The organism is Rhizobium sp. NZLR11 (assembly GCF_019685115.1).
Lineage (GTDB): Bacteria > Pseudomonadota > Alphaproteobacteria > Rhizobiales > Rhizobiaceae > Rhizobium.
Genome location: NZ_JABDWD010000001.1, coordinates 480,253 through 494,739 on the forward strand (window position 1 = coordinate 480,253; position 14,487 = coordinate 494,739).

16 protein-coding genes are annotated in these 14,487 nt (G+C 60.4%); 1 reads left to right on the forward strand and 15 read right to left on the reverse strand.

The window, feature by feature from the left end; translation table 11 throughout:
* Positions 1–3: 3 nt before the first annotated feature.
* Positions 4–1,365 (reverse strand): ABC transporter substrate-binding protein, encoded by a 1,362-nt coding sequence (locus HJB83_RS02220; protein WP_221131259.1) that lies wholly within the window; start codon positions 1,363–1,365, stop codon positions 4–6.
* A gap of 298 nt (positions 1,366–1,663) precedes the next feature.
* Here HJB83_RS02220 and HJB83_RS02225 point away from each other — a divergent pair, with 298 nt between their 5' ends.
* On the forward strand, positions 1,664–2,692 hold the full coding sequence (locus HJB83_RS02225) for a LacI family DNA-binding transcriptional regulator (protein WP_207582960.1): 1,029 nt from the start codon (positions 1,664–1,666) through the stop codon (positions 2,690–2,692).
* On the opposite strand, the gene folD is transcribed toward HJB83_RS02225, so the two are convergent.
* The 14 genes from folD to HJB83_RS02295 form a co-directional block, all read right to left on the reverse strand.
* Complete coding sequence (gene folD / locus HJB83_RS02230) at positions 2,693–3,592, reverse strand: bifunctional methylenetetrahydrofolate dehydrogenase/methenyltetrahydrofolate cyclohydrolase FolD (protein WP_221131260.1); 900 nt, start codon at positions 3,590–3,592, stop codon at positions 2,693–2,695. It lies immediately after the preceding gene.
* Positions 3,593–3,712: 120 nt separating this feature from the next.
* Complete coding sequence (locus HJB83_RS02235) at positions 3,713–5,512, reverse strand: succinoglycan biosynthesis protein exop (protein WP_221131261.1); 1,800 nt, start codon at positions 5,510–5,512, stop codon at positions 3,713–3,715.
* A 192-nt stretch (positions 5,513–5,704) separates the two neighbouring features.
* The gene (locus HJB83_RS02240; protein ID WP_221131262.1) at positions 5,705–6,544 is read right to left on the reverse strand and encodes a WecB/TagA/CpsF family glycosyltransferase; all 840 of its coding nucleotides are present in this window, start codon (positions 6,542–6,544) and stop codon (positions 5,705–5,707) included.
* Positions 6,545–6,834: 290 nt separating this feature from the next.
* Positions 6,835–7,374: a hypothetical protein gene (locus HJB83_RS02245; protein WP_207582956.1), complete on the reverse strand. Its 540-nt coding sequence runs from the start codon at positions 7,372–7,374 to the stop codon at positions 6,835–6,837.
* Positions 7,374–7,739 (reverse strand): hypothetical protein, encoded by a 366-nt coding sequence (locus tag HJB83_RS02250; protein ID WP_207582955.1) that lies wholly within the window; start codon positions 7,737–7,739, stop codon positions 7,374–7,376. The genes HJB83_RS02245 and HJB83_RS02250 overlap by 1 nt, the downstream gene beginning before the upstream one ends.
* A gap of 123 nt (positions 7,740–7,862) precedes the next feature.
* Positions 7,863–8,426, reverse strand: coding sequence for a rod-binding protein (locus HJB83_RS02255; protein ID WP_207582954.1), 564 nt, complete (start codon positions 8,424–8,426; stop codon positions 7,863–7,865).
* Between the two features lie 31 nt (positions 8,427–8,457).
* Positions 8,458–8,871 carry a hypothetical protein gene (locus HJB83_RS02260; RefSeq protein ID WP_207582953.1) on the reverse strand — a complete coding sequence of 138 codons (414 nt, stop codon included), beginning with the start codon at positions 8,869–8,871 and terminating at the stop codon, positions 8,458–8,460.
* A gap of 7 nt (positions 8,872–8,878) precedes the next feature.
* The gene (gene fliR / locus HJB83_RS02265) at positions 8,879–9,631 is read right to left on the reverse strand and encodes a flagellar biosynthetic protein FliR (RefSeq protein WP_221116086.1); all 753 of its coding nucleotides are present in this window, start codon (positions 9,629–9,631) and stop codon (positions 8,879–8,881) included.
* Positions 9,628–11,715 carry a flagellar biosynthesis protein FlhA gene (gene flhA / locus HJB83_RS02270; protein WP_207582951.1) on the reverse strand — a complete coding sequence of 696 codons (2,088 nt, stop codon included), beginning with the start codon at positions 11,713–11,715 and terminating at the stop codon, positions 9,628–9,630. Before flhA ends, fliR begins: the two co-directional genes overlap by 4 nt.
* Positions 11,716–11,803: 88 nt before the next feature.
* Positions 11,804–12,070 carry a flagellar biosynthesis protein FliQ gene (gene fliQ / locus HJB83_RS02275; RefSeq protein ID WP_009992823.1) on the reverse strand — a complete coding sequence of 89 codons (267 nt, stop codon included), beginning with the start codon at positions 12,068–12,070 and terminating at the stop codon, positions 11,804–11,806.
* Between the two features lie 89 nt (positions 12,071–12,159).
* Positions 12,160–12,612 carry a flagellar hook assembly protein FlgD gene (gene flgD, locus HJB83_RS02280; protein WP_221131263.1) on the reverse strand — a complete coding sequence of 151 codons (453 nt, stop codon included), beginning with the start codon at positions 12,610–12,612 and terminating at the stop codon, positions 12,160–12,162.
* Entirely contained in the window at positions 12,603–13,052 is a 450-nt protein-coding gene (gene flbT / locus HJB83_RS02285) for a flagellar biosynthesis repressor FlbT (RefSeq protein WP_007633262.1), read from the reverse strand. The genes flgD and flbT overlap by 10 nt, the downstream gene beginning before the upstream one ends.
* Positions 13,049–13,396, reverse strand: coding sequence for a flagellar biosynthesis regulator FlaF (gene flaF / locus HJB83_RS02290; RefSeq protein ID WP_164006557.1), 348 nt, complete (start codon positions 13,394–13,396; stop codon positions 13,049–13,051). The genes flbT and flaF overlap by 4 nt, the downstream gene beginning before the upstream one ends.
* Before the next feature lie 36 nt (positions 13,397–13,432).
* Positions 13,433–14,485: a flagellar hook-associated family protein gene (locus tag HJB83_RS02295; protein ID WP_207582949.1), complete on the reverse strand. Its 1,053-nt coding sequence runs from the start codon at positions 14,483–14,485 to the stop codon at positions 13,433–13,435.
* Positions 14,486–14,487: the final 2 nt, after the last annotated feature.

A 14,487-nucleotide genomic window follows, 5' to 3' on the forward strand; every position in this document is an offset into this window, starting at 1 on the left:
GGATTACTTGATGCCGTCCCAGGCGCTCTGGATTTCGCCAGCAGCATCTTGAGCCGACTTGCCGCCGACGAAATCGACCATGCCCGTCCAGAAGGCGCCGGCGCCGATCTTGCCCGGCATCAGGTCTGAACCGTCGAAACGGAAGGTGGTGGCGGAGGTCAGGATCTCGCCTTCCTTCTTCATTTGCGGGTTGGCATAGGCCTCGGTGCCGACACCCTTGTACGGCGTCAAGAAGCTCGACTGCGCCATCCAGACCTCATGCGCGATCGGGGTCTTCAGGAAGTCGATGAAAGCACGAGCCGCCTTCGAATCCTTGGTGATCGAAACGAGCGTGCCGGCGCCGAGAACCGGCTTGCCGAGTTCTGGGTGGGAAGCAAAGGTCGGCATGTAGAAGAAGTCGGCATCCTGGCCGAGCTTCGTGCCCTCGGGGAAGAAGGATGGGATGAACGAGGCCTGATGGTGCATGTAGCATTTCGGCGGAACCGCGAAGAGGCCCTTCGGGCTATCGCGGAAATCGGTCGAGGCCACAGCCGCGACGCCGCCATCGACGTATTTCTCGTTCTTGGCAAACTTGCCGAACTCGTCGATCGCGGCAATAACGGCCGGATCGGTGAACTTCAGCTCGTTGGTCGTCCACTTGTCATAGGCTTCCGGCGGCTGGGTGCGCAGCATGATGTCCTCGACCCAGTCTGTGGCCGGCCAGCCAGTGGCGCCGCCTGAGCCAAGACCGATGCACCAGGGAACGCCGCCATCCTTGACGATCTGGTCGGTCAGGGCATGCAGCTCTTCCATGGTCGTCGGGATCTTGTAGCCGGCTTCCTCGAAGTTCTCCGGAACGTACCAGACCAGCGACTTCACGTCGGCCTTATAAGGGAAGGCGTAGAAGGCTTCCTTGCCGTCCTTGCCCTTATAGGTGCCGTAACCGACCCAGCTGTCGCCGGCGCCGTAATTGTCCTTGATCCACTTGGAGTTGTCGTCGCCGAGCGGCGTCAGGTAGCCCTTGCTGGCGAGGTCGGCGAGGAGGCCGGGCTGCGGCAGAACGGCGATGTTCGGTGGTGAGCCTGCCTGCGTGTCGATGACGATCTGCTGTTCGTAGTTTTCGGAAGAGGAGTATTTGGCTTCGATGCCGGTCGCTTCGGTGAAATAGGCAAGAACGCTCATGAAGAACGCCTCGTCCTCGCCGCGCCACGGCCCGAAGATCGTCAGGGGCTGCCCCTTCAAATCGGCATGAGCGGCCTTGAATTCGTCATAGCTCTTCCAGTTGAACTTGGAATCCTGTCCCGGGGCAAATTTCAGATCGGCCGCGGACGCAGCACCGGCAAAAAGCGCTGCCACGGCAACGCCCATCAAAAATGACTTTTTCATGTGATCAACCTCCCATCACAATCCCAACCGCGCCGAATTCCCTTTAAAAGGAAATTTCAAAGCGCTTTGACACCTAACTCATTCCACTTTCGGTGGAATGGAGTCAAGTCATTTCACGAGAACCCCGCCGTGAACGCGCCTGTACGGTGGCGCAACGGCGGTTATCGGGAAATATGGAGCGATTTTTCTTGAGTCAATCGCACCAAATGCTACATAATTGAAAGCGCTTTGGATGCCACTGGGAGGCGGCAGGCCTTTTGAAGACGGCCGACGGGCGGGCCGGGAGGAAGCATAGCAGGTGAATCTCAAACAGCTATCGGAATTGCTGGGGCTGTCGCAGACGACGGTGAGCCGAGCGCTCAACGGCTATCCCGAGGTCAACGAGGCGACCCGGGAGCGCGTGCTTCAAGCTGTCAAGGAAACCGGATACCGGCCGAACAAGGCGGCGCAGAGGCTTGCGACCGGCAAGGCCGGCTCGATCGGCCTCGTCATGCCGACGGCGCCCGGCCACCAGTCCGACGTGCATTTCGGTGAATTCCTGGCCGGGCTCGGCGAAGAGGCCGTGCGCCACGACTTCCACTTCGTCATCATGCCGGCCGACCCGGACGACGAGGTTGCGGCGCTCAGGCGCCTTGCGATCAGCGGCAATGTCGATGCGCTGTTCGTCGCCTATATGCGCGGCCACGACCCGCGGCTCGCCATGCTGAAATCGCTCTCCATGCCCTATGTCGTGCACGGCCGATCCTTCGGCTCGGAGCCCGACTATCCCTATCTCGACATCGACAATGAGGGCGCCTTCTACGATGCGACGCGGCTCTTGCTGCAGCTCGGCCATACGCGCTTTGCGCTAATGAACGGGCCAATACATCTCGATTTCGCCATCCGCAGGAAGAACGGCATCATATCAGCGCTTGCCGAGCGCGGGCTGACGCTCGACGAGGATTGCGTCAGCCATGCGCTGATGACGGACGAGCAAGGTCTGCTGGCGATGGAACACTTCCTGCAGCTGCCGGAGCGGCCAACGGCCATCCTCTGCTCCAGCACGGTGCTGGCGCTCGGCGCCATCCGCGCGGTCAACCAGGCGGGATTGCGGCTCGGCGAGGATATCTCGCTGATCGCCCATGACGACGTGCTGCCGCTGTTGAAGCCGGAAAACTTCTCCGTGCCGCTGACGACGACGCGCTCCTCGCTCAGGGCCGCCGGCGTTCGCATCGCGCAGCGGCTGATCGGCACGGTGAAGCAGGCAGGCCCCTTCCCCGATCAGGAGCTCTGGAAGACGGAACTGATCGTCAGAGCCTCCACCGGCCCTGCCCCGCAGCAGCCATAATCAGAACTGCGGCGGGGTCTGTCCTGCAGCGCGATGGGCGGCGATGACGGTATTGGCCATCAGCATGGCGATGGTCATCGGCCCGACGCCGCCCGGAACCGGGGTGATGGTGCTGGCGACCGCAGAGACCTCCTCGAAGGCGACGTCGCCGACGAGCCTGGTCTTGCCCTCGCCTCTTTCGGGGGCTGCCACGCGGTTGATGCCGACGTCGATGACCGTCGCACCCGGCTTGACCCAATCGGCCCTGACCATCTCCGGCCGGCCGACGGCGGCCACCAGGATGTCGGCATTGCGGCAGACCTCGGCGAGGTTCTTGGTTCTTGAGTGCGCGATCGTCACCGTCGCATTGGCGTTGAGCAGCAATTGCGCCATCGGCTTGCCGAACAGGTTGGAGCGGCCGATGACGACGGCGTTGAGGCCGGAGAGGTCCTCGCCGTGGGTGCGGCGGACGAAGACCATGGCGCCGGCCGGCGTGCAGGAAACCAGTCCGGTCTTCAGGTCGCCGATGGCGAGCTTGCCGGCATTGGCGATACTGAGGCCATCGACATCCTTTTCCGGCAGGATCGCCTGAATGATCGACTCACTGTCGAGCGGTTTCGGCAGGGGCAATTGCACCAGGATGCCGTGGATCGACGGATCGGCGTTGAGGGTGGCGACGAGGGCTGCCAGCTCCTCCTGGGTGGTTTCGGCCGGCAGCGTGTGCTGGACTGATTTGAAGCCGCATTCCTTGGCCATGCGGCCCTTCGAGCCGACATAGGCGTGGCTTGCCGGATCGTCGCCGACGATGACGACCGCAAGGCCGGCGGTGACGCCGCTGCTCTTTTCCAGCGCTGCCGTCGCGCTCTTGACCGTCTGAATGACCGATGCAGCTACGTTCTTGCCGTCGATTACTGTCGCCACGCGTCTCTCCGCCCTGTTTAGCGTCAATCTATGGATAGTCGGCGAGCGTTAAATGCCCGCTAACGCCCTATCCTGTCGGAAAGCAGCAATGCAATATCAAAAATGCAAGGAAGTGTTCGTTCAGCGCAGCGGCTGCCGCGCTTCGAACGTATGAACACGAAGCCGGTCGCGCAGGCCGGAGATCTCCGAGCGCAGCACCTCCATCTCGTCGACCGTGGTCGGGACCGCTTGCAGTGCCGGCGGCGCGGAAGACAGCGGTGAGGATGCCGACATTTCCTCTTCGGATGCCGCAATGGATTTGCGGAGGCGCAATAGGAAAGCCGCAGCAAGACCGGCGACGAGACCCGCGGCAGCGCCGGCCAGCGAGCCGCCGGTCAGGCCATCGGGCGCCGATACCGCCGTTGCCAGCGCCGGCTTCATGAGAGTGATATGACCGTCGGTGACCGTCCCCGCCGACGCGGAAGCCGAATCATCCAGGCGAGAACGCGCGGCCGCCGCCTTGTCGCTGAGCTCGGTCAGCCGGGAAAGATCGACACCGGTATCCCGGCTTTGAGCGATCAGCGTGTTGCGGCGGTCGTTCAAGGCCTTGCGCGCATCGACGGCGGCCTTGGCAGCGACGTTGGCGGTCTGGGCAAGACGGGTCAGCTCCTTGCCCATATTCTCCTTCAGACCATCGGTTTCGGCCTGCTGCTGCAAGAGGCGCGGATGGCGCGGGCCGAGCTCGGCCGAAAGCTGCGCAAGCGCTGTCTTGGCGACCGCATATTTGTCGCGCCAGTCCTGCAGCGCCGGCGAGAGCATATCGGAGGGGAATGAACCGTCGAGCACCCCGGCAAGTTTTGCGGCCTTGAGCCGGTCGGCCTGCGCCTTGGCGTCCAGGATAGTCTGGTCGGCCTCTTTCAGATCGGCATCGAGCCCGTCGATCTGACGGCGAAGATCGACCGCCACCTTGACGTTACCCTCGCCGCTCTTAGCCGTGAAGGCTGTCAGTTCCGCTTTCGCCTCGTCATAGGCCTTGCGCAAGGCGGCGTCGGTTGCGGCGTTGCCGCCGGATCCGTCCGGCGGGGAAACCGCTTCGGCAAGCCTTGCGGCAATGCGCATGGATTTGCCGCTGTCGCCGGTCGTCACCCTCACGAGGATCGTCCCGGCGGCGGCATCGGGCAGTATCTCGACCGCATGCTTCAACGTCGCCTCGGCGCGCGAGGTCGGATCGGCAGCAGCCCCGGTCGCAGAGAGGAGATCGAGCGCAACGCCAAACGCATTGGCTCTGGGGCCGGCAAATTCGGGATCGTGATCGAGTTTCAGGGCGGCGACCGTCGAAGCAACCACCCGCGCCGACATCAGCCCTTTCGCCGCGACCTCTGTGAAGGCGGCCCGGCTTGCGGGATCGGTCTTCACCGCAAGCGTCGCTTCGGCGCGGTAGAGGGTTGGCGAAGCCGGCATCAGTGCCGGCAGGCCCGCGCCGATCGTCGTCGCCGCGGCCAGCATCATTGCAACACCAATGCCGCCGACGCGCCGCCGTGGCACTACCGGGCGAGGCTCGGCCGGTTTCTTAATGATCGCGGTCAGCGGTTCGAGCGAGATCATCGGCTCGCTGGCCGGAGCAGCCGGTTCTTCACGGCGCGCCTGTTCCTGAGGAAGCGCATGGCCGACGTCGTTGGCGGCTCGCAGGCGATTGCCGAGGATGGTCTCGATGCGATCAACCAGCGGCGCCGGGGCCGCCGCTTTTGCGCGCTGTTCTTCCAGCGCGCGGCCGATGGCGCGCAGCAGTTCGGCCTCGGGCGGCGCGATATCGGGCCGGTTCGACGGGGGCGCTCCCCGGGGCGATCCATAGGGACCGTCATGGGCGCGCGCCAGTGCGGGCGCCGCCGGCCGGGCGGCTGCGCGATCGTGAAAACTGCTTCTGGCCCTGATATCGTACATTTGCGCCACATCTCATGCACATGATGGCCGAATTCGCTCATCCGCACGGATGCAGATGATTAAACCAGTCTAAATAATCATGGCAAAGAAATGGTTAACCGCAGCGTGTAAGAATTATGCATCATTTCCTTAAATCGGAATCGATCTAAGGATAAAATTTGCGCGCCTTAAAAGACGCGCGGCGCTGTAGCGTCAGCTCGCTTTCTTGTGGTCTGACCGCGGCTGCAGCGTGGTCACGACCTCTTCCGGATGGCTGAGTATCCTTTCGCGCCGGCGGAAGCGGTAGCGCAGGACATGGAAAAGAAAGATCGGGATGCCGACGATGTAGCGGCGCCAAAGGCGCGTCGGCTCCTGCAGCAGGCGATAAGCCCATTCCATTCGCATCATCCGCACCGTCTTCGGCGCGCGCGGGACGGCGCCGGAGACGAAGTCGAACAGAGCGCCGACCGTCAGCACCAGGCGCGCATGATCGGCACGGATATTGTCGTGGACCCATTTCTCCTGCAGCGGCGTTCCCATGCCGACAATCAAAATATCGAGCTTCTGGCGCTCAAGCTCGTCGGTAACGACAGCGGAATCGACCGTGTCGAAGTAACCGTCGGAAACAACGACGAAGTCATGCCAGGGTGTATGCCGGCGGAAATTTTCCGCCGCCGCCTCGACGACCGAACGTGTGCCGCCGATGAGGCCGATGCGGCGCGGGGCCTCCATAAAGGTGAGGAAGGCCGGGACGAAATCGGTGCCGTTCAGATTGGCGGGAAACGGCGCACCATGGGCGATCTGCGATGCAATGTTGAGGCCGATGCCGTCCGGCAGCACCAGATTGTGCGACATGATCCGGTAATATTCGTCGTCGTGAAGCGCGGTCAGCATGTTGTGGGCGTTGACGAAGCAAACCACGGTCTGGCCGACGGGAATGGAGGCCAGCTCGTTGATGAAAACGAGGGCGTCGTCCCAACCGAGATCGCAGACCGGCAGATCGAAGATCGTCCGCCGCGATGCGAGCACCGCGAAGTTTGCAATCAGATTCATTCCTACCTCCTGCCGAGGGTGCTGCATGCGCCCGACATCCCGGAAAACAAGCCCATAATTCCGCACCGGAGGTCTCGAAAGGACCGGCCGCGTCCAGCCCGGACGGCGCTGCCCCGATTTTGGGAGGCAGCATACGCCAAGCTGTGACACCTGATATAACAGGACGGTTTCAAACAACCCTTAGGAAAATTCCTTGAATTTTTATGCGCGTATAAGTGGTTTATTAACCACGTGCGCCAACGAAAAACGGCGCCTTGCGGCGCTGTTTTTCGTCGACGACAATATAACGCTTAGTGGGCGGCTGCCGCCGGCGCTTCGCCGGCCGGTGCGGTCTCGACGATCTTGATAGGTGCGCCCATCTTCTTCGGCTGCCCGGCGGAGCTTTGCTTGACATCTTCCTTGGAGAGATAGTCGAGCTGCTCCAGCATCACGTCGGCGACATACTCGCCGCCGAGGCGCTCGTTCATGCCCTTCTTGATCTCTTCGCGGAAGGCCTTCGGATCGAAGGATTTGATGTGGGCGATATCGACCGTCTTGTTGCCGACGAGCAGGCTGAAAAGCTCGTCCGTCGTCATCTCGGCCAGCGGCAGCGTCACGCCCTTCAGCATCTCCTTGTTCATCATGAAGGAAACGCGGCCAAGAAAGTAGCCGGTCACCGCGCCGTTACCGATGATCGGCACCGTGATCGTTTCACCCTTCACCAGTTCGAGCGCGCTCTGCTTGGAGTCCGTTGCCGCGGGCGCCGGCGCGGTCGCCAGGTACACCGAGAAATAGACCGATGCCAAGGTAATGGCGCAAACCCAGACACCGGTGAGGACGAGCTTGATCATCAGTTTCCACGCACGGCGAATTGTTCCTGGGAATAGGTGCCGTCGGCATCGGCGTCCTGAACGGCGTTCTTCAGGAGGTCGGCGACGGCGCGAACCGCTTCGAGGTGCGCCTCGACACGACGGGCATTGAGAACCAGCTTCTTCTTCAAGCCGTGCAACTGATCGAGATGGGCAGCGGCGAGCTCGGCCGGATCGGTGTCGCGGAACAGCATCGACAACTCGTAAAGGCAGCGGCTCTTATGCGCATTGGAGACCTTGAGATCAAACTGCGGGTCGTTGCCGATCCGGGTGTTCTCATTGTCGATGATCATTTCGAGGCGTCCGAGAACGGATTTGATCCTATATTCGTTCGAAACTATTTCCATGGTACCCCCGGTTATGCGTCGTTTAGAGATTACGCCGAAAAGTGTGCGCGGTTTTCGGACGATATCATGCTCTAACTATCTGATTGAGAACAGGATTCACATTTTAGGTCAATGGGCCTAAATTCATCCTGTTTTATCGGTCTTGGCTTCGGCGGTCGGCGTGCCAAATGTCTTGCGCTGGAAGTCGTCGATCATGCTGAGCGCAATGTTGCGGTCATCCTTATCGGTCGAAGCATTGACGATCTTGCCTTCCTGACGGCGCAGCTGCTCGCTGTACATCTGCTTGGCGATGCCGATGCCGTCACCCTTGGCCATGACGTTGCCGAGCTGCTCGGCCATCATGCCTTTCCAGATATCGCCGGTCGCACCCTTACCGTAGACGTCGTCGCTTTCGCTCGGCAGCATGTTCTTGACGAAATTCTGCAGAACCATGGCCTCGAATTTCCGGTAGCTTTCCGGCACTTCCTCAGCCTTGGTGCGGTTCTGGATATTGTTGACGCCGCTCTTCTGGCCGATATGGTCGAGAATATCGACCGTATTGGCGAAGCCCTTGCCGTTCTCGGCGAGGCTCGTTGCAGCAAAGGCCGCACGATTTGCCTTCAATTTTTCCTGGGCTGCCTGAACCTCCATGGGGTCGGCAGCTTTGACAACATCCAGGACCAGATCACTGGGGGGCGAAATAGCCACGTTACAATCCTCTAAATTAAGATCGTAACGACTATGGATTTCGAAGCTTGCTGGAGGCTGGCGTTGCGAATTGCTGATCGATGACATCGTAGACGGCATTGTCATCGGCCTCGCGGCGCTCGGCCTCAAGGGCCTCTTTCATGCCTTCTTCGAAACGATCCCCCTTGGCGCGTTCGCGCGCCAGCCGCATCTCGTGGACCTGCTGCATGCCGGTCAGCTGCTGGTCCTTGATGCTGAGCCTGCCGAATCGATCGGCGTAATTCTGCGAGAAGGCGTGGTGGACCGGGTCCATCGAGCCGAGCGCGAGGATGACGTCGTCCATCGCCGCATTGACCTCGACGCGCTGGCGGCTGGTTTCGGCCAGATCGTTCTCGGCCATCCTTTCGATATGCCGCTGCACCGAGAGCAATCGCTTGAGCTTCTGGGAGCGGTTCTTTTCGATCATGGCAGCCTCATCGCCCGATATAGATCGAGCCGAAGGACTGGCCGAACTGGCTGACCATCGCCGCAATCGAGAAATAGATCAGGAAGAGCCCGCCCATCAGCAGATAGGGCGTCGAGATGAAGTAAACCGGTATCTGCGGCGCCAGCTTGTTGATGAAGCCGATCGAGACATTGAAGATCAGGCCGTAGATCAAGAACGGGCTCGACAGCCGCAACATGATGTAGGTGGTCTGCTCCAGCGTGTCGGTAAAGGAGATCAGCGTCGCGCGCATCTGCATCAGACCGCCGAACGGCATGGTCGTGTAGGAATCGATCAGTGCGCGGAAGACGATGTGATGAAAATCCATGATGAACAGGATCATGATGCCGGCAAAGGTGACGAAAGCGGAAAGGCTGGTCTCCGGCGTATCTTCGAGGATGTCGGCGGAGCCCGGCTGGGAGTAGCCGACCATCATGGCGAGGATCGAGGCGGCGAACTGCATGCCGAGCGTGTAGATCCTCGCCAGCATGCCGTACATCACGCCGATCAGCGATTCGCTGACGATCAGGCCGATATATGTTCCGGAACCGGTGTGAACGGCCGGATAGACAGTGTCCCAGAGCAGCGGCATGACGGCGATCGAGAGCGCGCCTGCGATGAAGACGCGCAGTTGGTCGGGCACGCGCGCCGAGGAAAAACCCGGAAGAGCCAGCACACACCCACCGATTCGGCAGAAAACCAGAAACAGCGCGAGAACGGTCCCTTGCGGGTCTGTTATCATGAAATGGAGCCCAAAATCTTTATCTCGATGCCCTTGGCCAGTTCGACATGCGACAGGACCGGCAGCGTGGCAAACAGCCGTTCGATGATCATGCGCACATAGGAGCGTGTTTCCGGCGACGTGACAAGTACGAATGGCAGGCCGCGATCCATGAACTCACGGATAACTTTGGTGGCTTGCTCGCTGAACTCCTCGAGGCTGCGCGGATCGATGTCGAATTCGATCACTTCGCCCTTGGCGTCGCGCTTCAATGCCTGGTGGAAAGCGAGATCCCATTTGCTACCCAACCTGAGGACGCGCAGCACGCCGTTGTCGGCGAGGTCGCCGCAAAGCTGCTGGGCCATGCGAATGCGGACATGCTCGACGATCTGCTCGGTCTTTCTGACATGCGGAGCGAGCTCGGCCACCGCTTCGAGAATGAGGTGCAGGTTGCGGATCGACACGCGTTCGGCAAGCAGAAGCTTGAGCACCGCCTGCAGGCCCGAATAGGACATGTGCGACGAGCAGATCTCGTCGGCGAGCTTCTTGTATTCGGGATCGAGCCGGTCGATCAGCACCTTGACGTCCTTGTAGGACAGAAGCTGCGGCAGGTTGTTGCGGATGACCTCGCTCATATGGGTCAGCACGACAGAGACGTTGTCGATCGGCTGGAAGCCCTCGCGTTTCAGATCGTCGGTGAAGTTTTCGAGGATCGAGACGGCAGGCATGCCGAAGGCGGGTTCGCGGATTTCATCGCCGGGGATGCTTGGCCGGCGGCCGGCACCGGTGACGACGAGGACTTCGCCGACGCGCAGCAGGTTGGAGGCGACCGTCGTGCCGTGAATGCGGATCTGGTAGGATTTCTCGGCGATGGCGATATCGTCGGTGACCTTGATTTCGGGCACGACGAAACCGTATTGCGTGGCGAACTTCTTGCGCATCTTGCCAACGCGGAAGGCGAGTTCCTGGTGGGCGCCGAGCAGGCGCGTCGAGACCATCTTACCGAGTGCGAGCTCGATCTCCGAGGTGCGCAGTACCGCCTTGACCGAATCCTTTTCCAGTTCCTTGCTTTGGACGACCTTATTTTCCTCCTGCTCGCGGCGAAGCTTGTTTTCAGCCTCGACCTTACGCGGTATGAACCAGGCGCCGAAGGCGAGAAGACCGCCGAGGATCGTGAAAGGGACAAACGGCAGGCCCGGCATCAGCGCCAGGATGAACATCAGCACGGCCGAGACGGAAAGCGCACGGGGGTAACCGCTGAGCTGATTGACGACCGCCTGGTCGGTGGAGCCGGTGGTGCCGCCGCGAGAAACGAGAAGGCCGGCGGCGAGCGAGACGATCAGGGCCGGCATCTGCGAGACGAGGCCGTCGCCGACGGAGAGCTTGACGAAGACGTCGGCCGCTTCGCCGATCGGCATGCCGTGGCGGAAATAGCCGATGATGATGCCGCCGAAGACGTTAATGGCGGTGATGATGAGGCCGGCGACGGCATCGCCACGCACGAATTTCGAGGCACCGTCCATCGCACCGAAGAAGGAGCTTTCCTCTTCGAGTTCTCTGCGCCGGCGCTGGGCTTCCTTCTCGTCGATGATGCCGGCCGAAAGATCGGCGTCGATCGACATCTGCTTGCCGGGAATGGCATCGAGCGTGAAACGCGCGCCGACTTCGGCGATGCGCGTGGCACCCTTGGTGATGACGATGAAGTTGATGGTGATGAGGATCAGGAAGACGATCAGACCGATGACGAAATCGCCGGACATCACCAGGCTTGCGAAACCGGCGATGACGCCGCCCGCCGCATCGTGGCCTTCATTGCCGTGGGACAGGATGACGCGCGTCGTCGCGATGTTCAGCGCCAGCCGGGTCATCGTTGCGATCAACAGAATGGTCGGGAAAGACGAGAAATCGAGCGGTTTCTGAATCCACAACGCGACCATCAGGATCAGCACCGAGAAGGCGATCGAGAAGGCAAGTCCCATATCGATCAGGAATGGCGGAATCGGCAGGAAGAGAATGCAGATGATGCCGATGATGCCGAGGGCAAAACCGACATCGCGCAGGCTCGGGGCGACTTTCGGAAGGGGGAGTGCTGGTGGTTGCGCCATAACAGTTCCGTCTCTTCATGAGAGGAGGCGGACTCGGTCCACCCAATTCGGATCGAGAGTTAAATGGCGAAGCTTGCGCGAAGGTGGCTCAAAAGCCGGACTGGATGCGCGAGAAGACCAGATTGGTGAAAATCGAGATCTGCGAGCCGACGAAGGGTGCTGTGACGCCGACGGTGATCAGCACCGCGACGATTTTCGGCACGAAGGTCAGCGTCGCTTCCTGCACCTGTGTCAGTGCCTGGATCAGGGCGATGACGAGACCCACCACCATCGCGGCGATGACCGCGGGACCGGCGGCAATCAGCACGGTCCAGATCGCCGCCTGGAACAGATCCAATGCATCAGCTTCATTCATCTGAAGGCAACCTCATATCGCCTCGAAGCAGCCCCGCCATTGCCGGGCCGCTTTTGGTTGGTATCACCCGACGCGTCTTCGCCGCGGTATCAGGTATCAGTGCTGTCGCTGGTCGTGGTCGTCGTGGCCGGCGCCTGGCTGGCAACAGTGATTCCCGCCTGCACGAGTATCTTACCCCCATCCTTGGTCGTCGCAATCACGCCGTCGGAATAAACTTTGACGGAATCGATGATGCCTTTGACGGTGCCGTCGGCGCTTTCCATGTATTTGCCGACGTAGCTGCTGGCCTGGGTAAGGCTGGAGCTGGACAGCAGCGTGTCCAGCTTGGTGTTGGTCTGGATCGTCTGCTCGACCTGCGAGAAGCTTGCCAGCTGCGACATCTGCTCGCTGGCATCGACCGGGTCGGTCGGATCCTGATTCTTCATCTGCGCGATCAGCAGCTGAAGGAAATTGTCGTAGTTCAGCGTCGCTTTTTGCTGGGCCGAATTCGTCGTGCTCGTCGTGCTCGTGTTGGTCACGCTTGATGTTGCATCTACCGCCATGGTGCAATCTCCCTGCGAATCTGCTCGACCATCGTCGGCGGCATTTCGTGGTTGTTGAGGATATTGTCTTCGATCGCATAGAGGCCGCGGATCGCCTTCAACGCATCAAAAGCGCGGCCGGTCGAGACGAGCGCATCGATGCGCTTCAGTTCCGCGAGGATTTCCTCGTTTTTGAAGCAGCTGAGCAGCATGGTGATCGACTTGCGGAACATCGCCGTCGAGTGGTCCTTGCCCTCGGGATTGATGAGGATCATCTGCGCGATGAAATAGAGCTGACGCAGGGGCGTGGTGGCCGCTTCCGGCTGGAGGACGTGGTTTTCGAGAAGGAACGTCACGTCATTCAGGAATTCCAGCGCGACCTTGCGGTCGACGCGCAGGACGGCGCCGTTGATGAAGATTCTTTCTCCGGCTTTCAGAGAAATGCGAAGTGTACTTTTCATTTAAGTCCATCCCTGATGATGGTGGTAACGTCGATGATGCCCTGGTAGTTATTCGACAGACGCTTTCGTATCCTGTCGCATTCCTTCAATATCCAGATCGCGATCGAGATGAGGTTGGCCCTGAGCTGGATCTCCAGCTGATTGTCGGGATGTTTCAGATCCTCGATGAAGCTGATCCACACCCTGCGCGTATAAAACAGGGCTTCGATGGCTTCCCGGCCGTATTTTTCCTTTTCGCGCGCCAACGACAGCAGGTCTATGGACCGGTCAAGAACCTGCCATTCCCGCTCTTTCGCGTCGGCCACCGAGTCCTGCATGACTTCGGCATATGAGAACTGATACATTCATGCATCCTTCTTTATACTGCGCGCCTTTGCTCATCAAAGGTAGTTTACGAGACTCAACTGCTGGATCTTCGAGACGATCGTGTAAGCCGTTTCAAGCTGTGTTTCCAAAGTCTTGACCAGGGTCGAGGCTTCGTAGGGATCAACGCCCTGAAGATCGACCAGCTTGTTCTTGATGATATTCGACTGGGCGTCGAGAGCGTCGTTGGACTTCTTGACGCGCTCCTGGGAAAGGCCGAGCTGGCTTGCCTGCGTCACGAGGCCGCTGGTCGCCTTCGTCGTGTAGGTGATCGCCTGCTTGGACACCGTGCTCATCGCATCGCTGCTGAGGTTCTGGCCGAGCAGCGCCGAGGTCATCACCGAGGCGAGCGCCATGTAGCGCATGCCTTCGGAATTGGCGTTGGTCGAGGATTCGATCACTTCGGAATTGCTGATGCGGCTCGTCATGTTCTGGCTGGATGCCTGCGACCAGCCGGTCGTCGGGTCGGTCCAGGCAGTTTCGCTGAACATCGGCTCCACCGTCGTCGTGATGAAGGTGCTCATCTCGGTGCCGGTGAGGTCGCTGACCGCCTTCGGCGGGGCGAGAGCGGCTGCATAGCTGTTCAGTGCCGTAACGATGGCGGCACTCGTCGCGGTCGTCTTGTCGGTCAGCGGCTGCACATCGGTGTTGATGCCCGAGAACAGATATTCACCGTTCACCATGGTATTGGCCGTGTCCATCATGGTGGACAATGCGCTGGTTGCCGACTGGATGGCGACGGTGATGCTGCCGGGATCATGGCTGCCCTGGAGCGCTGTCAGCTTCGAAACGAGGCCGTCGCCGACGTCCTTCATTTTGGAAAGGCCGAGCTGCGAGGATTCCATCCGGGCGGTGACCAGGGAATTGCTTGCTTTGATCGAGTCGATCCTGTCGACTTCGCGGCTGAAATCGACGCTTCTCGCGGCATTGCCGCCGAGCGAGATGCCGATATCCGCATAGACTCCCGTCGTTGCTTCCATCGTCGCCTTAGTCATCTGGTTCTGCGCCTGACGGATCGTCAACCGCATCGCATTCTGAATGGCCGAACTTGAAATAAATGAGCTCTTCATGG

Coding starts and splice junctions, on each gene's coding strand:
- HJB83_RS02260 (WP_207582953.1), bottom strand. CDS start 8,871: ATGATCGAAAAGAACCGCTCCCAGAAGCTCAAGCGATTGCTCTCGGTG.
- flhA (WP_207582951.1), bottom strand. CDS start 11,715: ATGGCGCAACCACCAGCACTCCCCCTTCCGAAAGTCGCCCCGAGCCTG.
- HJB83_RS02295 (WP_207582949.1), bottom strand. CDS start 14,485: ATGAAGAGCTCATTTATTTCAAGTTCGGCCATTCAGAATGCGATGCGG.
- fliR (WP_221116086.1), bottom strand. CDS start 9,631: ATGATAACAGACCCGCAAGGGACCGTTCTCGCGCTGTTTCTGGTTTTC.
- flgD (WP_221131263.1), bottom strand. CDS start 12,612: ATGGCGGTAGATGCAACATCAAGCGTGACCAACACGAGCACGACGAGC.
- HJB83_RS02245 (WP_207582956.1), bottom strand. CDS start 7,374: ATGATCAAGCTCGTCCTCACCGGTGTCTGGGTTTGCGCCATTACCTTG.
- HJB83_RS02235 (WP_221131261.1), bottom strand. CDS start 5,512: ATGTACGATATCAGGGCCAGAAGCAGTTTTCACGATCGCGCAGCCGCC.
- fliQ (WP_009992823.1), bottom strand. CDS start 12,070: ATGAATGAAGCTGATGCATTGGATCTGTTCCAGGCGGCGATCTGGACC.
- flaF (WP_164006557.1), bottom strand. CDS start 13,396: ATGTATCAGTTCTCATATGCCGAAGTCATGCAGGACTCGGTGGCCGAC.
- HJB83_RS02220 (WP_221131259.1), bottom strand. CDS start 1,365: ATGAAAAAGTCATTTTTGATGGGCGTTGCCGTGGCAGCGCTTTTTGCC.
- HJB83_RS02250 (WP_207582955.1), bottom strand. CDS start 7,739: ATGGAAATAGTTTCGAACGAATATAGGATCAAATCCGTTCTCGGACGC.
- HJB83_RS02240 (WP_221131262.1), bottom strand. CDS start 6,544: ATGAATCTGATTGCAAACTTCGCGGTGCTCGCATCGCGGCGGACGATC.
- flbT (WP_007633262.1), bottom strand. CDS start 13,052: ATGAAAAGTACACTTCGCATTTCTCTGAAAGCCGGAGAAAGAATCTTC.